Annotated in this window: 19 protein-coding genes; 1 reads left to right on the plus strand and 18 read right to left on the minus strand. The window is 37.9% G+C overall.

From position 1 onward, the window contains the following. Window positions 1-36: 36 nt before the first annotated feature. A complete protein-coding gene (gene dapF / locus AA977_RS02530) occupies window positions 37-858 on the minus strand; it encodes a diaminopimelate epimerase (RefSeq protein WP_064434461.1) in 822 nt (273 codons plus the stop codon). 115 nt (window positions 859-973) lie between these two features. Between dapF and AA977_RS02535 the strand changes: the two genes are divergently transcribed. Continuing rightward, the gene (locus AA977_RS02535; protein ID WP_064434462.1) at window positions 974-2,056 is read left to right on the plus strand and encodes an AI-2E family transporter; all 1,083 of its coding nucleotides are present in this window, start codon (window positions 974-976) and stop codon (window positions 2,054-2,056) included. A gap of 924 nt (window positions 2,057-2,980) precedes the next feature. Here the strand turns inward: AA977_RS02535 and AA977_RS02545 are convergent. From AA977_RS02545 to fliN, 17 genes are all read right to left on the minus strand, one after another. Next, window positions 2,981-3,853: a radical SAM/SPASM domain-containing protein gene (locus AA977_RS02545; RefSeq protein ID WP_064434463.1), complete on the minus strand. Its 873-nt coding sequence runs from the start codon at window positions 3,851-3,853 to the stop codon at window positions 2,981-2,983. 36 nt (window positions 3,854-3,889) lie between these two features. Further along, entirely contained in the window at window positions 3,890-4,990 is a 1,101-nt protein-coding gene (gene ychF / locus AA977_RS02550; RefSeq protein WP_064434464.1) for a redox-regulated ATPase YchF, read from the minus strand. 1 nt (window position 4,991) lies between these two features. Further along, window positions 4,992-6,482, minus strand: coding sequence for a leucyl aminopeptidase (locus AA977_RS02555; RefSeq protein WP_064434465.1), 1,491 nt, complete (start codon window positions 6,480-6,482; stop codon window positions 4,992-4,994). Between the two features lie 50 nt (window positions 6,483-6,532). Further along, window positions 6,533-7,111 (minus strand): DedA family protein, encoded by a 579-nt coding sequence (locus tag AA977_RS02560; RefSeq protein ID WP_033603870.1) that lies wholly within the window; start codon window positions 7,109-7,111, stop codon window positions 6,533-6,535. 11 nt (window positions 7,112-7,122) lie between these two features. Beyond that, window positions 7,123-7,662: an adenine phosphoribosyltransferase gene (gene apt, locus AA977_RS02565; protein WP_064434466.1), complete on the minus strand. Its 540-nt coding sequence runs from the start codon at window positions 7,660-7,662 to the stop codon at window positions 7,123-7,125. 59 nt (window positions 7,663-7,721) lie between these two features. Then, window positions 7,722-8,054 (minus strand): hypothetical protein, encoded by a 333-nt coding sequence (locus AA977_RS02570; protein ID WP_000495091.1) that lies wholly within the window; start codon window positions 8,052-8,054, stop codon window positions 7,722-7,724. 45 nt (window positions 8,055-8,099) lie between these two features. Further along, entirely contained in the window at window positions 8,100-8,561 is a 462-nt protein-coding gene (rpiB, locus tag AA977_RS02575) for a ribose 5-phosphate isomerase B (RefSeq protein ID WP_033619038.1), read from the minus strand. Window positions 8,562-8,581: 20 nt separating this feature from the next. Then, on the minus strand, window positions 8,582-9,280 hold the full coding sequence (locus tag AA977_RS02580; RefSeq protein ID WP_064434467.1) for a site-2 protease family protein: 699 nt from the start codon (window positions 9,278-9,280) through the stop codon (window positions 8,582-8,584). Window positions 9,281-9,288: 8 nt separating this feature from the next. Beyond that, a complete protein-coding gene (lepB, locus tag AA977_RS02585) occupies window positions 9,289-10,161 on the minus strand; it encodes a signal peptidase I (RefSeq protein ID WP_064434468.1) in 873 nt (290 codons plus the stop codon). Further along, window positions 10,162-11,034, minus strand: a complete 873-nt coding sequence (gene folD / locus AA977_RS02590; RefSeq protein ID WP_172796001.1) for a bifunctional methylenetetrahydrofolate dehydrogenase/methenyltetrahydrofolate cyclohydrolase FolD — start codon at window positions 11,032-11,034, stop codon at window positions 10,162-10,164. 148 nt (window positions 11,035-11,182) lie between these two features. Beyond that, complete coding sequence (locus tag AA977_RS02595; protein WP_064434470.1) at window positions 11,183-13,225, minus strand: LTA synthase family protein; 2,043 nt, start codon at window positions 13,223-13,225, stop codon at window positions 11,183-11,185. Continuing rightward, entirely contained in the window at window positions 13,222-13,782 is a 561-nt protein-coding gene (locus AA977_RS02600; protein WP_064434471.1) for a 3-deoxy-d-manno-octulosonic acid hydrolase subunit 1, read from the minus strand. Before AA977_RS02600 ends, AA977_RS02595 begins: the two co-directional genes overlap by 4 nt. Before the next feature lie 5 nt (window positions 13,783-13,787). Further along, complete coding sequence (locus AA977_RS02605) at window positions 13,788-14,750, minus strand: exo-alpha-sialidase (protein WP_366648815.1); 963 nt, start codon at window positions 14,748-14,750, stop codon at window positions 13,788-13,790. A gap of 132 nt (window positions 14,751-14,882) precedes the next feature. Beyond that, complete coding sequence (gene pyrC, locus AA977_RS02610) at window positions 14,883-15,902, minus strand: dihydroorotase (RefSeq protein ID WP_064434473.1); 1,020 nt, start codon at window positions 15,900-15,902, stop codon at window positions 14,883-14,885. A gap of 9 nt (window positions 15,903-15,911) precedes the next feature. Next, entirely contained in the window at window positions 15,912-16,883 is a 972-nt protein-coding gene (locus tag AA977_RS02615; RefSeq protein WP_064434474.1) for an energy transducer TonB, read from the minus strand. Then, entirely contained in the window at window positions 16,867-17,742 is an 876-nt protein-coding gene (locus AA977_RS02620; RefSeq protein ID WP_064434475.1) for a hypothetical protein, read from the minus strand. The genes AA977_RS02615 and AA977_RS02620 overlap by 17 nt, the downstream gene beginning before the upstream one ends. After that, window positions 17,739-18,110 carry a flagellar motor switch protein FliN gene (gene fliN / locus AA977_RS02625; RefSeq protein ID WP_064434476.1) on the minus strand — a complete coding sequence of 124 codons (372 nt, stop codon included), beginning with the start codon at window positions 18,108-18,110 and terminating at the stop codon, window positions 17,739-17,741. Before fliN ends, AA977_RS02620 begins: the two co-directional genes overlap by 4 nt. Window positions 18,111-18,172: the final 62 nt, after the last annotated feature.

Raw genomic sequence — 18,172 nt, forward strand, 5'->3', positions numbered from 1 at the left:
ATAAAATCATTTTGATTACTATTATAATAATGATACTTAAAAATACCCATTCTCAAAAACACCCATGCCCGAAACGCTCATGCCAATATAACGCACCGCGCCTTTATAAAAAATTTCATCATTTTTTAACGAAAGCTCTAAAAATTCGTTGCTTTTAGGGATAAGGGTGGCGTTTTGGGGCGTGTCATAAAAAACGCATGCAGCGATAAAAACCGCCGCCATGCCTGTCCCGCAAGCTAGGGTGAAATCTTCAACCCCTCTTTCATAAGTTTGTAAAAAAATCGTCTTTTGATTTTCTATAAAAGCGATATTAACATTAGCGTTAAACGCATGCCTTAAAGCCCTTAATTCTAGCGTGTCAAGCGAATTTAATAACCCTTTATTTTTCACAAATCCCACTAAATGCGGCACGCCTGTATCTATAAGGTAGAAAGTGGGGATACTTGCTAAAACGCTGTCATTGGTAAAAAATTTTTTGCATCTTAAAGCGGGTATGGTGTCTAGGATTTTGTAGTTACCAAGATTGCTCTCTATGGTATTTGGCTCTTCTATGCGGATAGAAATCTCTCTTTTTCCGGCCAAAAAAACATGCTCTTTAGGGGCTATAGCATGTTGGTAAGCAAACAACCCCACGCAACGGCTCGCATTCCCGCACATGCCAGCTTGAGAGCCGTCTGAATTGTAAAAATCCCATTCATAGTCATAATCCTTGCTCGGTAAGACGACTACAAGCCCATCAGCGCCAAAACCTTCATGCCTGTGGCACACCTGTTTGGCTAAATTGGAAAAATCTTTTTTTTTGAAGCTTTGGGTGATTAAAAAATCATTCCCGCTCCCTGAATATTTGTAAAACACCATTAATTGCAAGCCTTTTTGATTTTAATGATAAATTATTGAGAGATTTTATCCTTAAAAAGGGCGTTTTTTAGCTAACATTTGATAATTTTTGGTTTAGTTTAATAGGGATAATTTCATGAAAGCTCAGTATTTTTTTTGGATTCTTTTTTTAATTGGTTTTTATTGGATGCTCTATTTGTATCAAGATTTTTTAATGGATGCACTGATTGCTGGGCTTTTGTGCGTGGGGCTTTTCCAAGTGAAAGTTTTTTTGAATAAGCGTTTTTCTCATGTTAAGTATTTTTATATTGATCGTTTTTCTAATGTTTTCAGTTCGTTTTTATGCGTTTTGGTTTTAGCGAGCGTGTTGATTGTGCCGTTGTATTTTATTGTTTATAAGGGTTCTAACGTTATTTTTGAAATCAATTTTGAAAAACTTTCCGCCTTAATCAAATGGCTTAAACACACGATTACCGAAAATTTATTGCATTTTCCTACCATTCATGATGAAGTGAGCAAGTTTTTAGCAAATTTTAGCGCCGCCTCCATTACGGGCTATCTATTGAAAATAAGCAGCTATGTGGGGAAATACGGCTTCAAACTCATTACAGACGCTTTGTTTATCTTGGGGTTGTTGTTTTTCTTTTTCTATTATGGGGAGAGGTTTTATTGTTATTTTTTAGGGGTCTTACCTCTTGAAAACAATCAAAGCAAAAAGGTTTTTGAAGAAGTGGCTGGGATTTTACGCATCGTGCTTTTAACTTCCCTGATCACGGTTATTTTAGAGGGTGTAGCGTTTGGGGTGATGATTGTATGGTTTGGGCATGATGGGTGGTCTTTAGGGATTTTATACGGATTAGCATCTTTAGTGCCGGCTGTTGGGGGGGCCTTGATTTGGATCCCTATCGCTATTTATGAGCTTTACCATGGGAATGTGAATGGGACTATTTTTATTGTTTTGTATTCCATTTTATTAATTGGTGTATTGATTGATAGCGTGATCAAGCCGTTTTTAATTGTCTTTATCAAAAAAAGAATCTTTAAAACCACCCTTAAAATCAATGAAATGCTGATTTTCTTTTCTATGATTGCTGGGATTTCACAATTTGGTTTCTGGGGGATTATTGTAGGGCCTACTATTACGGCGTTTTTTATTGCACTATTGCGTTTGTATGAGAATTATTTTATTCAAAAAGAGCAAGAAACATGCGAATGCTGAACACAATGCATGCTATTATATGCCAATCACACAAAATAATGATGAAAAATCATGTAGGAAATGCGGACATTATCCACTCTTTCATTCCGCCGGCAAGAACGCTTAAATTAGACCAATGGAATGGGCTTGCCTTGAAATTATAATACAAATCTAAAGATAAAATATTAAATAGTTAAAAAGTATAGAGATTAAAGAGATAACTAAGAAAGTGAAAATTATCCAATATGCGAGCAGTAACGAGCTGTAAAATAGAGAATAATGGAAGTTTATATACATCTCCATTAAATCATAAAGAGCGAGATTCAGCCCTTAAACTCTATTGGATCTAATTTTACCATAAAATCCATTTAAATAAACAATCTGATAAACATTGAGTAAAACGATAAAGAACATGCACCATTGAGATCGTTTTGAAAGCTTGAAAATAGTTTTAGGTGCACTTATGAATAAAAAAATAACGGCGTAAAATTTCAGTTAAATCAGAGAATAAAATAAGTTTTTTGATTTTTATAATGATAAAGATTAACCTCATGGGTGCCAGTCTACACTCTGGAAACCACCCCTTGAAAATAATCCTACCAAAAAGAATCAATAAATCAATAGCTTTTGTGATAAAACACAAGAAAAGGGTTTATGCGTGGCTAAGGTGAGAATTTTAGTGATCTTTGTATTCCTTTTTTTAAACATCGTTTTAGTAGGGCTTTTATCAATATCCAATCACAAAAGCGAGAGAGCTAACAAATTAAAAAATATAAGAATATTAAAGAGTAAAAAAGCTTTTAATGGCCACTTATTTAAAGTGAACTAAACAACGCTAGAGTTGTGAAATAAATGACTAACGAATCATTAAGAGAATTGCAAAATGCGCTAAAAAACAATAGTTTTTTCAAGGATCAAGTAAAATTTAGCCTTAAAAGAAAAGTTTTATTTTTCACAGCGGATTAACGGGTATGAGCAGTTTTTACACAATGGCTCTAGCGCTTCGCCCTTTAAAAAATGGGTTTTGATAGCGGTAGCTTTTTGGCTCTTTAAAATATCTTTTAAAGGTGCATGGTTTAAGTTGCCAAGGTTAATACTCGCTTGTGTGTCCATGCAACACGGCACGACAACGCCATCAGATAAAATAGCGATTTGTTTGATTAAGCCATAACAATAGGGGATTTTTGGCTCCTGGTTTAAAGGGTTTGGGGCGTTCAAACTCGGCCATTTAAAGGTTTTTTGAATATTCAAAAAACTTTTTTTAAACAAACGAGCGCGGTCTTGTGATTTTAACGCTTCCAAAGAAATAACCTCAAATGTTTCCAAAAAAGGTTTAATCGCATCTTGGTGTTTTTCAAGAGTGCTATCTTGAATGCGTAAATTCAAAAACACTTCGCTATTTTTTTCAAATTTGTAATGGCAAAATTCTAAAATTTTTTGGATATAGCGGTGTTGGTTGAGCTTGTTGTGATCGTCTAGCCCTGCGTCTAAAGAAATAGAAATTTGATAGATTACATCTTGCAAAAGCGTTTCAAAGTCATGCAAATACACCCCACTGGTTACTAAATCCACTTTTAAAGAAAAGCGTTTGGCGGTGCTTAAATAGAGATTTAAATTTTTGAGCTTGCAAGGATCGCCTAAGACATGCAAGGTGATAATAGGAGTTAGGGGGGCGGCTTCTTTGCAAACCTTTTCAAACAATTCTAAAGACATCACGCCCCTTATATTTTTGGGGTTAGGGCAAAAACCACATTGCAACCCGCAAATATCGCTCAACTCTACATAGATTTTTTTAAAAGGCTTTTTTTCTTGTATCAATTATTTTATGAAAAATAACGCTTAATCGTATTTTCATTAAACATTAAAGCGAAAATGCAACACATCGCCATCTTGAACGATATAATCCTTACCTTCAATGCGTAACGCTCCCTTTTCTTTCGCCCCAGCTTCGCCCTTATAAGCGATAAAATCATCATAGCTAATAGTTTCAGCTCTAATAAAGCCTTTTTCAAAATCCTTGTGAATCACCCCAGCAGCCACAGGCGCACTAGAGCCTTTTTTGATCGTCCATGAACGCACTTCTTTGATTCCGGCGGTAAAATAATTGATCAAGCCCAATTCCTTAAAACTCAAACGAATGGTCTTTTCTAGCCCACTTTCTTCTACGCCCAAACTTTGTAAAAATTCCTTGACTTCATTTTCATTCATAGAAACCATTTCTTCTTCTAATTTAGCGCACAAGGCAACAAACTCGCTATTTTGCTCTTTCGCATGGTTTTTGACTTTTTTTGCATGCTCATTGAGATCGCTTAAATCTTCTTCGCTCACATTAGCGATATAGATCATTTTTTTATGGGATAAAAAACGCAATTCTTTGTCCAACTCTAAAAAAGCCTCGCTTGTATTCAAGGGAAAAGTTTTCGCCGGCTTTAATTCTTCTAAATGGGTTTTTAAACTCAAAGCGCATTCCAAAAGATTTTTAGCGTCTTTTGAGCTTTTTAAGGCTTTTTGCAAGCGTTCGATCCTTTTGTCTAAAGTGGCAAGATCCGCTAAAATCAACTCCAATTCAATGGTTTCTATATCATTTAGGGGGTCAATTTTATCATTCACATGCGTGATATTGTCATCTTCAAAACAGCGCACCACTTGCAAGATCACTTCGCATTCCTTGATATTGGCTAAAAATTGATTGCCCAAACCCTCCCCTTTGCTCGCTCCCTTAATCAACCCAGCAATATCCACAAATTCCACCACAGAATGCAAGATGCGTTCAGGTTTTACGATTTGAGCCAACGCATTAAGGCGCTTGTCTGGCACATTCACAATGGCTTTATTAGGCTCAATGGTGCAAAAAGGGTAGTTCGCACTCTCTGCGTTTTGGGTTTTAGTGAGCGCGTTAAAGGTGCTGGATTTGCCTACATTAGGCAAACCCACAATGCCTACAGACAAGCCCATTTCAAGCCTTTTTCAAAAGCTCTTCTACAAAAGCTGTGCATGCCCTCACACCAGCCCCACTCGCTCCAAAACTATTCACATCCCATTCTTTTTCCACATAAGCAGGGCCTGCAATGTCAATGTGCAACCACTTATCTTTAAACTCATCTCTAATAAATTCATTCAAAAACAAGCCCGCTGTGATCGCACCGCCATAGCGTGAAGAAGAAATATTGCACACATCAGCGATTTTAGACTCAATCAATTTCTTTAAGTGGCGGTTAAAGGGGAGTTTGGCCAATAATTCACCGGACTCTAGCCCTGAAGTTTCAAAGAGGTTTTTTAATTCTTCATTATGCCCCATGATCGCTGAAGTGAATTCGCCTAATCCCACAACGCATGCCCCAGTGAGAGTCGCAAAATCCACGATCACATCAGGGTTTAAATCTTGAGCGTAGCTCAAACAATCCGCTAAAACCAAACGCCCTTCAGCATCGGTATTGCGAACTTCTATGCTTTTGCCTTCTTTGGAGATCAAAATATCATCAGGCTTATAAGCGGCCGGACCTATCATGTTTTCTGTAGCACCAATAATGCCATGCACTTCAGCTTCCACGCTTAGTTTAGAAAGCGCATTTAAAAGCCCAATCACCGCAGAGCCACCGCCTTTATCCGCTTTCATGGTAACCATGTAATCGGCCGGCTTCAAACTCAAACCTCCGCAATCATAAGTCAAGCCCTTACCCACTAAAGCGATTTTTTTCTTCGCTTTTTTAGGTTTATAGACTAGATGGATCAAACGGGGGGGATTGACGCCAAGAGAGGCTTTATTGACGGCCAAAAAGGCGTTCATTTTCTTTTCTTCTAAAAATTTTTCATCATAGACATGGATTTCTAGATTGCTTTCTTTAGCCACTTTTTGCGCCACTTCAGCCATATAAACCGGGGTGCCAATCATAGGGGGGGTATTGACTAGATCCCTAACGACAGTCAAGCTTTCTGTCATAATATCAGCGTATTTTAGGGCTTCTTTAGCGCTCTTTTCTAAAGAATTTGCACAAGTTTTTTCGCAAGGTTTGTGCAACTCTAAAGCGACAATGACTTCTTTCAAAACGCTTTCTTTTTTGTTGGACTTAAAGGTGTCGTATTCATACATGCCTAATTTCAAGCCCAAAAACAACGCTTTCAAGTTTTCTAAAAGCGCATTATCTTTGGAATGGGTATCGCAAGTATAAACCCCCACTTTAACGCTTTTAAAAGCGAGTTTTTTAAGGGTGCGAACGGCTAAACATGCACCCTCTCTTAACAAATGCACATCGTCTTCTTTGACACCCACATACAGAATTTTATTTTCTTGGTCTAAAAATGAGCCTTCGCCTTCGTATTTAAAGGTTTCTAGCAATTTTTTATTTTTGACCCAAGCGTGATTGAAATCCTTATTAACAATAAAAACTAAACTGCATTCCGCTTTTGCGTTTTCAAAAGCGTTTTTTTCTAATTTGATTTTTAACATAAAGTCTCCTTTTTTAATTTCATATCTTTCAACTAGGATTGTATTGCACTTTAGTGGTTTTTCTTACTATAGTATTGGAAATACCATAGCACTAACCCCAAGAAAGATACTAATAGTAATATTAGCGCATAAGGGTGTTTTTTAAGCCACCCTAACGCATGCAATAGTTCTTCTCCCAAATACCACGCCAAAACAATGGTAATGCTCGCCCAAACCATCGCGCTGATGAGATTGATGATAGCGAATTTTAAAGCGCTATAGCGCGTGAGGCCTATACTAATAGGGATAATAGTGCGCATGCCATACATGTAGCGTTGGATGAAGATGATAAACCAGCCGTGTTTTTGCAACAATAAATGGGCTAGGGCTAGTTTTCGGCGTTGTTTTTCTAGCTTTTTTTGGATGTAAGCTTTATTGGTGCGGCCGATGTAAAAATAGATTTGATCCCCCACAAAACCCCCAATCCCTGCGACTAAAATGGCTAACCCTAAATGCATATGACCGGTATAGCTAGCGATCCCGGCTAAAATGAGTCCGATCTCGCCTTCTAAAATGCTCCACCCAAATAAAATAAGATACCCCCAAGTCGCTGCATGCTGATTCCATAACTCAATGATGTATTCTTCCAAAACTCACCCTTTTAGCACTCTAACAAACAAAAAGTTTTCACTCGTTCTTCTAAAAGTTGGAGGCCCGGTAATTCTTTTAAGCCTATCAAAAAGCATGCTTCTATGCATTCAGCTTGTAAGGCTTTGATAAGTTCAAGGCTCGCTAAAGCCGTGCCTCCAGTGGCTAATAAATCATCAATCAACACCACCCTTACCCCCTTAACCCCCCTAAAAGCGTCAGAGTGGATTTCTATACTATCGTTCCCATATTCTAGGCTGTAGCTTTGAGACAGGGTGTGTGCAGGGAGTTTGCCCTTTTTCCTCACAGGCACAAAACCCACCCCAAGTGCATAAGCGAGAGCCGATCCTAAAATAAACCCTCTCGCTTCAATACCCACGATAAAATCCACATTGAGAGGGGCGTAGCGTTTTTTGAGTGCATCAATGAGTTTGTTAAAAAGTTTAGGGTAGTTGAGTAGCGTGGTAATATCTTTAAACAAAATCCCTTTTTTGGGGTAATCTTTCACTTCTCTAATGTTTTGTAAAAGTTCTTGTTTGAGCGTTTCATTCATTTTAATATCCTTATAAGTATAACTGATTGGTTGTAGAATTTTGATTTATTATAGCGTTTTTAAAGGAGAGCTTCTATTTTTTGCTCCAATTCTTTAATACGATTTTTATATTTATCCGATTCGCCTTTGTATTCAGAGTTCCTTTGTTTAAGGGCTTTCAGTTCTGTTTTTAACGAGCTCATTTCTTGAGTGAGAATATCAATATTGCCTAAAGCCCTTTGGAGTTGTAATTGGTGTTTTTGGATCAAAATTTCAGCTTCTTGCAAGGTGAGCTTCATGGATGCGTTGGTGCGCTCTTGCCGTTTGGCTACGGTTTTAAAAAAGAAAGTGCGCACCCCCATATAAAGGATAAAAACAACAGCGATAGTGATGATAAACCATTGGGTAAACATTCTATTACAATATCCTTTTTAGCGAAACGATACCATTATACTATATTAGGTTGATGATTTCAGCGATTCGTCTAGCTTTTGGATGCGCAACGCATGGCGGCCTTGTTCAAATTCGGTGGAGAAAAACGCTTCCAAAATGCTTTCCACGACGCCAATACCGCTAATCTTTTCGCCCAAGCACAAGACATTAGCGTTATTGTGCAAGCGAGTCATTTTAGCCATGTAAGCATCAAGGCATAAAGCGGCTCTAATGCCTTTAAAACGATTAGCACCCATGCTCATGCCTATCCCTGTAGCGCACACTAAAATACCATAGCTTTGCGCATTTTCTAGGACTTTTTGGCACACTAATTTCGCATAATCAGGGTAATCCACTCTAGCCGTGGGTAAAAAAGCTTGAATTTTAAATTGCTTGTCTTCTAAAAAATGCTGGACAAATTCTGCAAGATGCAACCCTGCATGATCGCTTCCTATGAAAACTTGAGCAATATTTAAAGGCTTATTCATAAGCTCTCCTTGATAAAAGATTAAGAAAGGAGTAAGGAAAATAAAAATCTTGTGGGGGCATGGATAAAAAACTCCGATAAAGGGGGGATAAATAAAAAGACAAACACAACCAACATGCCGTAGCGTTCCATTTTAGAAAACCACTCCAATAAAAACGCGCTTTTAAAATGCAACGCCAAAAAGCCGAGCGCTTTTGAGCCGTCTAAAGGCGGGATAGGGAGGCTATTGAACACGCCTAAGACAAGGTTATAGAGAACGCCTTGAATGAGAAAGGTTACTAAGGCTAGCTGATAAAGATTCAATTCATCAACGCTTAATGCACCAATCCCTAGTTTTTGAAAGCTCAAATGCGTGATGAAAGCGAGCAGAACGGCTAGAGTGAAATTATAGATTACTCCGGCTAAACTCACCACTACGCATGCTAAAGAGCCTTTTTGAGAGACAATATAGCGCATATCCACAGGCACGGGTTTGGCCCACCCAAACAAAAAGGGGGCTTGAAAAATGAGTAATAAAGCAGGTAAAAGCACCGAACCCATCATGTCCAAATGCTTGATAGGGTTTAAACTCAAACGATGAGCGTCTTTTGCACTCCTATCCCCAAATAAAAATGCGCTCAAGCCATGCATGATCTCATGCCCTATGATAGCGATTAAAAGGGCTAAGATCTTCATTGAGGTTGTAATAACGCTTTCTAAAGAGAAATCAAAAAATTGCACAAAAAACCTTAATGCGTTGTTTTTTCTTTTTTAATGATTTTTTCTAAGCCTTCAACGCTTTTAAACATGCGCTCCCAACGCACCAAATAGCGTTTTTTAGGGTTATTTTCTGCATCCATTTCCAAGCTATTTTTTAAACTCAAACTGAAATAAACAAACCATGGCGAACCCACGATATTTTTATAAGCCACACTCCCCCAAAAGCGCGAGTCGCTAGAATTATCCCTGTTATCGCCTATCATAAAAAATTCATCGTTATTGATTTTTTTATAAAACACCTTTTCGCCTTCTATTTGAATGAGTTGCATGCTGATATTAGCCTCTGCACCTTGAGTGGCTAATTGCTCCATGAAATGGAAAGTTTCATTATTTTTTTGGTAATGGATACCCGGATGCTTATTTGCATAGGGGTTTAAGACAAAAATTTTACCCATAAATTCTTTAGTCATGGCGTTAGGATAATGTTTAGAAATGTAATTTTTATCCGTATCGCTCTCAAAAGGGTGCAAATAAAACCCCTCATTAGTGAATAGCACCTCATCGCCTCCAACGGCAAAATTCCTCTTAACATAGTAAGATTTTTTTTCATGGGGGGGGATAAACACCACCACTTCGCCTCGTTTAGGGCGAGTCCCCTCTATCAAATGCCCGTTATTTTTAAAATCAGGCATAACAGGAAGCTCAATCCATGGGATTTTAGGAATGGGTATACCATAAGAAAATTTTTTAACAAAAAGCATATCGCCCTCATAGAGCGTGCCGACCATAGAGCGAGAGGGAATGATAAAGGCTTGTGCGATAAAAAAGATAACCAACAGCACAATAACGATCGTCCCTACCCAGCTAGAGCAAAATGCATAAAAAGAGCGTAAAAATTTCATTTAAAATCCCTTCCTTTGTTGTTTTTCAAAAGCGATTAAAGTGTTTTCTAAAAGCGAGACAATCGTCATAGGGCCCACTCCTTTAGGCACAGGGGTGATAAAACTGGCGACTTTTTGGGCGTTTGTAAAATCCACATCGCCCACGATACGCCCATCATTCAAATGATTGATCCCAATATCCACGACTACCGCCCCCTTTTTTAACATGCTCGCTTTAATCAAATCAGGCTTACCCACGCCCACGCAGACAATATCAGCGTTTTGGGTGTAAAAATTAATGTCTTTAGTCAAAATATGGCACACGCTCACGCTAGCCCCAGCGTTTAACATGAGCATGCTCAAAGGTTTGCCAATGATATTGCTCGCCCCAATAATCGCCACATCTTTACCCTTGATTCCAATATGATAATGCTCTAAAAGACGCATCACGCCCATAGGGGTGGCTGGCAGAAAGGATTCTTTTTGGGTGCAGAGCTTGCCGATATTAAGGGGGTGGAAACCATCCACATCTTTATTGGGGTCAATGGCTTCTAAAATCATTTTAGAATCAATGTGCCTGGGCAAGGGGAGCTGGACTAAAACGCCTGAAATATCTTCATTGCTATTATGATCTTTAATCAAGGATAATAATTCATCTTGAGTAATAGTTTCTTGAAGGGTTTTTAAGTCAAAATCCATGCCCACCCTTTCGCATGCTTTGATCTTCATGTTGACATAAGTGATGCTCGCAGGGTCTTTCCCCACTAAAATCACGGCTAATTTGGGGCGTTTGTGCGTTTGTGCGGTTATTGTTTGGATTTTATGTTTCAAATCCTCTTCTATATTGTAAGCTAGCGCTTGCCCGTCTAATAAAACAACGCCCCTATTTGGCATGCCCATTTGTCCTTTATATAATTAAAATCTTACTATTGTAGCAAAAATTATGCGTTTAAGGTAAAAAACTCTTGTTTAAAACGCTTAAAGGCTTTTTTAAAATCTTATGATTGATACTTAATAAGAATAGAGTTTTTGTATCAAAACTCTACTTGTCTTGCAAATCTTTGAGATTAGCCCCATGATAGAGCAAGTAATAACTGAGCGCTTTTAAAGATTCTAATTGCTGGTAAAACTTAGAAGCTTCTATTTTGTCGTTTTGTTTATCCTCTTGCTCTTTGTGGTTTTCGTTCAAATACCTTAACCCCACGCTTGGGTTATAAAAATAATCTTTAGTAGCGATCGCTTCATAGCCTAGTGCGTAATTGGGGTGGCTTGGAGGGTTTGTTGTGTTGTTGGAAAATAAAGGCTTCCCAAAACTCACGAAAGGGAAATCTTTAGGAGCGACTAATTCAATGATGCTAGGGGCGATGTCTAAATGCGAGCCGACTTGACTGATTATTTTAGGCTTTAGGGTAGGGGCATATAAAATGAGCGGCACGGATTTAGTGATATACAAATCGTTTTTAGCGTATTCGTAACTCCTGTCAAAATGATCCCCTGTGATGATAAAAAGCGAGTTAGGGAATTTTTGGCTGGCTTTTTTGATGAAATTGACTACCACTTTGTCATACCAGTAAATATGCCCTAAAGAATTAGCGTCCGGTAGATTTTGCGATTTGGGGGTTTTTTCTACAAAATTTTGGATCTTTTCTAAAGGCACGCCAAAGGCTTTGAGATTCACATTTTTGATTGCATGATTACTCAAAGTCATCACCATGCTGAAAGTTTTTTCATTAGGGTTGGTGTTTTCTAAAATATAGTCAAATAAAATATTATCATGCACTCCCCAGTTGCTCTCTATGGGTTTAGGGTAGGGCTTGTTTTTTGCAAATTCTAAAAGGTGGTTATTGAAATAAAGGGCATGAAAACCTTGTTTTTTAGTGAAACTCGTCAGTTTATTCCAAATCCCGCTACCGCCATAATAAAAGTTGTTTCTATAACCTAGAGTTTTTGTGATATTGCCAATCGCCATAGGGAAGCTAGGCAGGATCACTCCAGAATTGATCAAGTTATTATCGTTAATGTAGGGTAAGCCTGTGATTTGGACATCCAGGCTTTTTACGGTTCGTGGGGCGCTTTCAATAAAAGCAGAGAGCATGTAGGCATGATCTTTCTTAACCAAGTCTTGTAAAGCGCTCGTTAGCCCTATAACATCAAATTTTTTATCAAAATGCCATGAGCTTAAGGACTCTGAAACGATATAAAAAACATGCTTAATGGTTTGATTGGAATTATTGTGGCTTGTTTGAGAAAGCAAATCATAGAGGTTGTTTTGGGAGTTCTCTTTAAGATTAAAATAATTTTTCGCTACTTCTAAAGGCGTTTCTTTAGAAAAATCGCTGAATTTAAGGTTATGGCTTTTTCTGTAATTGCGCGCTAAAAGATAAAGGCTGCGAAACGCTCCGGGGGTGATTTTCATCAAAAAGGGATCTTTGGCTGGCTCTATACTGAGATCTAAAGACGCGCCCACAAAGCTCAATTGCGCGTTAATGTAAAACATTTGCGTGAGCGAAAAAAGAATGAATAAAATGAAAGTTTTAAGGGGTTTGGTGGTTGGATAGGTGTTTTTTTGCTTAAAAAGGGTGTTTTGGAGTTTGAAATAAATGAAAGAAGTTAAAACGCTCAAAACCACAAAGAGTGAAAAACTAGAAAGGATGGGGTATTCCTTGCTCATTTTTAAAATAGTGAGCGTGTCTTCATGGAAAAATTCCAATAAATTTTCATCAAACACATTCCCATAAATGCCATAATAAACGATGTTAGCAATATTTAAAAATAAAATCATGGCGATAGAAAAATAAGCTACAACATTGAGCATTTTGGTTTGGTGTTTAGGGATAAATAACCCTAATAACCCGATGATGATAAAAAGAATCGCTAGGCCTGAAACCACACGATTATCGTATCTTGCCCCATTGAGTAGGGTTTTAATGATTTCATCAAAAACAGGGTTTTTTAAAGCATGCTTATAATAGCCTGTATAAAGGATAAAGCCGATACGATTGAACACAAACAACAAACTCATAAAAAAGGTGAAATAAAAACCTTTTAAAAAGAGTGAAAAAAGGGCATTAGATAAGGGTTTCATAAGCGTTGATACAACCTTTTTTGGACAAGATATAAAGTCTTAAAAAAGACAAAAAGAAGCAAAGGGAAATCCAATAAAGAATCCAAGATTTGAAAGTTAGAGCGGACAAAAAGCGAACTAGTTAAAGCCATTAAAGCAATGACGCCTAATAAAGGGCTACTCAAAAACAAACTGCCACAAAAAAGCGCGCTAAAAATAAGAGAAGCCATGAAATGGTGGTAAATGGAAAAAGGCAAGAACCCTAAAATGTCTATCAAAAGCAACACATTAAAAAATAGCATGACGCTATAAGATTGCAAGGTTTCTAAAGGGGGTTTTTTGAGTAAATTGCACGAAAAGCTCACATACGCAAGGATTAAAAGGCAACTAAAGGGGCTTAAGGATGCCATAAAACTGCTTAAAAAAGCATTGAGCGACAGAGAGTTTTTAAAAGCGATATTGCTTAAAATCACGCTTACAAACGAAAGCGAAAGCCTTAATTTTAACGCCTTATGTTTGAAAAAAAAGAAAATTAAAAAAAGCCATACAAAACTCAGCACATAAGAAGATAGAACCATAACAATTACTTGAGAAGGGAATTTAAATAAGCCATATTGAAACGGATGTGTTTGATATGAGAGCGGTTATAGGTATAGACAATGTCTATAAAATAAGGATTAAGGCTAGAGCTTGGGTAACTCACTTCATTGGCTTTATCCAAAATTTTTAAGGTTTGAAACGAGTTTATATTTTCTAATTTAGAAAGCAGGAGTTCTTTACGCCGTAAGGACAAATCGCTAGGGTTATGGATTAAATATAGCGATCCGTTTAGATTGAGTAAATTCAAAGAATCATCTAAGTTTTTCAAATTCGTTGCAATGACTTTTTCCCAAGTGGTGGGGTTTTTGCAAGTTTCTAGCATGAGATAATCTTTAAAAGAATGGTTTCTAAACGCCATGATAGCGCAGTCTTTAAAGGGGGTTAGGCTTGGCTGGAGCTGGTGGTTTAAAGCGTTTGGCCTTAAAAGCTCTTTTGGGTTATGGTGTTTGTCAAATTTCAATAACAAAGGGTATTGCGTGGCTAATTCGTGATAGATCGGCAGCACAAAACCGCCATCAGTGGTGTTTAAGGGTTTAGTCCTTACTAAATGGCTCAAGTTTAAAAAAGGGCTTAAAGAGAGTTTTTGCACAAATTTGAAATCAATCGGCTCTAAAGCGCTCTCAAATTGATAGATTTTAGAAGTCGCCCACCCGCCCATGCTCACCCCCACGACAAACAACAAAATCTTATTGTTATGCAAAAAAAGTAAGGGGTTACCCAATTTTTTGATGTATTCATGCGCGTTTTTAGAAAGCTCTTCTTTGGTTAAAATAATGAAAGCTTCGCTCCAACGATTGGACTTACCATCAAAAAGATTAGCGCTGATTTTCACGTCTCTTGCCCCTTCTTTAGTGCCGCTAAAATAAGCGCTCAAGAGATTGCCATGAGGTAGGCTGATTAGCGTGCTTGCATGCACGCTTAAAGCGTCATGGGGTTTAGGGATAATAAGTTGAGTGAAATAGGGGGGGGTTTCAGTAACAAGGGCTTGATTGTGTATAAAAGCGTAGGGGGGGGGTTTGGCGCGTCATTGCAATGAAAAATAAAATAACAAAAAGCCCCACAAAAAAAGCGGTATTTTTTAGGCGATTTCTTGAAGGTTCCAAGATAGCGTTTCGCCCCCTCTTAAGATAGCAATTTTTTCATTCAAACAAAGCGTGTGTGTAGGGACTATAAAGGGTTTTTTAGACAGATGCACTTTTTTGCTCGGCAAATTGTCTAGTGCATAGATTTTTTTAGCGTTATCGCTGATGAAGGCTTGCAAATTTTCTAAAGCGTTGTGTTTTTCAAAAAGTTCGCACAATGCAGGCAACAAAATAGGTGCAGAAAAGATGCCTGCTGGAATGTTAGCGCTATGCTTTTTAGAAATAACATGCGGGGCGCTATCAGAACCAAAAGAAATTTTAGGGTGGGCGTTTAAAGCAAGGGATAAAAGCCTTTCTTGGTCTTTTTTAGTTTTGATTAAAGGCTTGCAAAAACAATGCGGGTTCAAACTCCCCCCTAATAAATCATCTAAAGTCATGCTTATGTGGTGTAAGGTTAAAGTCGCATAGAGATTGTCATGCTTTTCAATTAAAGCGATACTGCGCCAATCGCTCAAATGCTCTATAATGATTGTGAGTTTAGGGAATGAATGGGCGAAAGTTTCTAAAACGCTGTGGCATAAAAATTCTTTATCCAAACAAAACCCAGCTTGTTCGGCGTGGATGCATAAAATAAAGCCTAATTTTTGGGCGTTTTCTAAAATTTCTAAAGTCTTTTCACCCAATAAATCCGAAGTGCCGTTTTGCGCGTTTGTGGTCATGCCTTTGGGGTAGAGCTTTAAAAACCTAATGCCCTGGTGTTTAGCGATCTGTAATTTTTCTAAAGTCAAACCATCATTAAAATACAAACTCATTAAAGGTTTGAAGTGTGAAGAATTTTTTAAAATTTCTTCTTCATATTCAAGGGTGATTGGAGCGTCAAGTAAGGGCTTGCTGAGATTGGGCATGATCACTGCAGCGCTAAAAGGCTCGCTAGAATATTTCAATACCGCTTGTAAAAGCATGCCCTCTCGCACATGCAAATGGGCGTCTATGGGGTCAAAAAGCGTGATTTCCATGCTGTCTCCTTAATTGCCCCCTAAGAAATAACGCACTCTAATGCGGATTAAAGTCTTAGTTTTAGGGCGTGGGTAATCTTTATAAGCGATTTGAATGGTCTTTAAGGTGTTGTCATCAAGCATTTTATACTCAGAGCCAACAATGATTTTAAGATCGGTAATATCGCCATTAGGATGCAAGTAAAATTCCACCGCATTCGTCCCGTCTTGCCCTAAATAAGCGGCTACTTGAGGGTATTCTAAATATTTTTGCGTGATGCGCCCAATATCCCTTAAATTATTCCTAATGAAATCTTTTTCGGCTGTGCCTAGATCCCCAAATTCTTCGCCATACAATTCATCAATATCCCTTTTAGTTTGATTGTCCAAGCCTTTATTGTTTTCTTGTCTGGGTGGTGCAACTTCTTTAGGCAAGAAAGAAAGCTGGTTAGGATCAAATTCTTTTTTAGCCGGTTTTTTCTCTTCCACTTTTTTATGCTCTACTTTTTGTTCCACCACCTTTTTCTCTTCTTTTTTCTCCTCTGCTACTTTTTTCTCTTCCACTTTTTCCACTTTTTTAAGCGCCTTGTGTTTGTGATTGGGCTTTTTGGGTTCTGGTTTGGGTTTAGGCTTTGGCTCAGGTTTGGGTTTTTCTATAGGTTTGGGCGGAGTGGGGGGCGTTGGGGGCGTTGGGGGCGTTGGCGGAGTGGGGGGCGTTGGGGGTTTTTGGGGGCCAGCTAGCGTGGGTTTAGGAGCGCCTGGATTATTTTTGTTTGGATCTTGCGAATGGCCTCTTTTTAAAACCAATAAGTTTTCAGGATTTAATTTAACGAGCTTGGGTTTTGAAGGAAAAAAATCTTCTCTGTGTTCGTATAAAAAATAAATCAACCAATGCAACAATATAGACAGAATGAGAGAAAAGAAAAAATTCCTGTTAGAATGATCCACGGGATCAAAATTTTTCCCTAACTTAACAGATTGTAATTTAGAATTTTCCGGCATATAAATTTCCTAATTTTGAATTCTTTATATTATTTTCAGTTTCTTTGATCAAATCTTCTTTAGATGTTTTGGGGCTTATTTTGTCTAAAAGCAGGCCGTATTTGTCGCTTAATAAAACCAAGTAACGCTCCTTATGAGTTTCTATGGAAACGATTTTATGGCGTGCATCCACACGACCCAAAACACTAATTTCTAACTTAAAATCTTTTGCAGAAAAAGACCCTTGTGTAGGAACAATTTTTTTTTTGATTATATACAATATTAAGAGCAAGACAGCAATAACCGCTAACGCCTTGTAAGCATGGCTTAAATCCAGTGGGGGTTTTAGCTCTAAAGCGTTTAAGGGGTTTTGGGCTTGCTCGTTGGTGTCTTTTTGTGCAAGGTTAGTTTGCTGAGAGTTTTCTTTAAGGCTAGGCGGTGGGGCCAAGTGAAAACCTTTGGGTAAAAAAAGAAAGCGGATTTGTTTTTTATCCTTGCTGCTTGAAGCTTGGACTTCTAAATCTTTGGCTTTTTTAGACAAAAGATAGATGTCATTTTGGTAGGAAAACATTTCTAAGGCGTTTAAAGAGGCTTCTTTAAAACCCATGGTTTTTTTAGAATCCAGTTTAGCATTTTTTAAAACGATCACTTTTTGGCCTTCAACTTCCATGATTTTTGGCGTTTTATTAAAGGGCGTTTCAAAAGTGAGCGTGGTTTGAACGGCTTTGATAGGGGGCGTTTTGGTATTTTCATCAGGTTGGACTTCTTTTAAAACATTTTGCCAATGCGTAAGTTTAATGGGAGCGTCATCATTTAAAGGTATTTTTTCGTCAGCCAATAACATCAAAGTAGTGCTCAGTATCAAGAATAACAATCTCATGAATTTTTAGCGAGATAATACACAATGGCGTTAGAATCAAGGATTTCATTCAAACGAATGGCTAAATTCCTTTCAAAAACCATCACCTCACCCTTACCAATAACCCGCCCGTTCACAAAAGTATCCACGCTCTCTCCGGCGGGCTTTTGCAAATCAATCACAGAGCCTTTTTCAAAACGCAAAATTTGCAATAAAGGAATTTGCGTAGAGCCAAGCTCGGCGCTAAAAACGATCTCCATATCCAAAAGGTTTTTATAATCGCAGATGAGTTCTTCTAAATAAGTGGAAAGCTCTAGTTCTCTTTCCTTACTAGCTTTTTCTTTCTCTTTTTCGGCTATTTTTAACTTATTAAGTTCTGTTTCTGGCATTAAACTCTACTCTTTCAAGAATGATTTGACTTTGATTATAAAATCTTAATTTTACTATAAAT

Origin of the sequence: Helicobacter pylori, from assembly GCF_001653455.1 — a bacterium.
Lineage (GTDB): Bacteria > Campylobacterota > Campylobacteria > Campylobacterales > Helicobacteraceae > Helicobacter > Helicobacter pylori_A.

Bases quoted from the DNA above. Each gene is read 5' to 3' on its own strand.
- dapF (WP_064434461.1), bottom strand. From the start codon at position 858: ATGGTGTTTTACAAATATTCAGGGAGCGGGAATGATTTTTTAATCACC.
- AA977_RS02535 (WP_064434462.1), top strand. From the start codon at position 974: ATGAAAGCTCAGTATTTTTTTTGGATTCTTTTTTTAATTGGTTTTTAT.
- ychF (WP_064434464.1), bottom strand. From the start codon at position 4,990: ATGGGCTTGTCTGTAGGCATTGTGGGTTTGCCTAATGTAGGCAAATCC.
- AA977_RS02555 (WP_064434465.1), bottom strand. From the start codon at position 6,482: ATGTTAAAAATCAAATTAGAAAAAAACGCTTTTGAAAACGCAAAAGCG.
- apt (WP_064434466.1), bottom strand. From the start codon at position 7,662: ATGAATGAAACGCTCAAACAAGAACTTTTACAAAACATTAGAGAAGTG.
- AA977_RS02570 (WP_000495091.1), bottom strand. From the start codon at position 8,054: ATGTTTACCCAATGGTTTATCATCACTATCGCTGTTGTTTTTATCCTT.
- rpiB (WP_033619038.1), bottom strand. From the start codon at position 8,561: ATGAATAAGCCTTTAAATATTGCTCAAGTTTTCATAGGAAGCGATCAT.
- lepB (WP_064434468.1), bottom strand. From the start codon at position 10,161: ATGAAATTTTTACGCTCTTTTTATGCATTTTGCTCTAGCTGGGTAGGG.
- folD (WP_172796001.1), bottom strand. From the start codon at position 11,034: ATGCCAAATAGGGGCGTTGTTTTATTAGACGGGCAAGCGCTAGCTTAC.
- AA977_RS02595 (WP_064434470.1), bottom strand. From the start codon at position 13,225: ATGAAACCCTTATCTAATGCCCTTTTTTCACTCTTTTTAAAAGGTTTT.
- AA977_RS02600 (WP_064434471.1), bottom strand. From the start codon at position 13,782: ATGGTTCTATCTTCTTATGTGCTGAGTTTTGTATGGCTTTTTTTAATT.
- pyrC (WP_064434473.1), bottom strand. From the start codon at position 15,902: ATGGAAATCACGCTTTTTGACCCCATAGACGCCCATTTGCATGTGCGA.
- AA977_RS02615 (WP_064434474.1), bottom strand. From the start codon at position 16,883: ATGCCGGAAAATTCTAAATTACAATCTGTTAAGTTAGGGAAAAATTTT.
- AA977_RS02620 (WP_064434475.1), bottom strand. From the start codon at position 17,742: ATGAGATTGTTATTCTTGATACTGAGCACTACTTTGATGTTATTGGCT.
- fliN (WP_064434476.1), bottom strand. From the start codon at position 18,110: ATGCCAGAAACAGAACTTAATAAGTTAAAAATAGCCGAAAAAGAGAAA.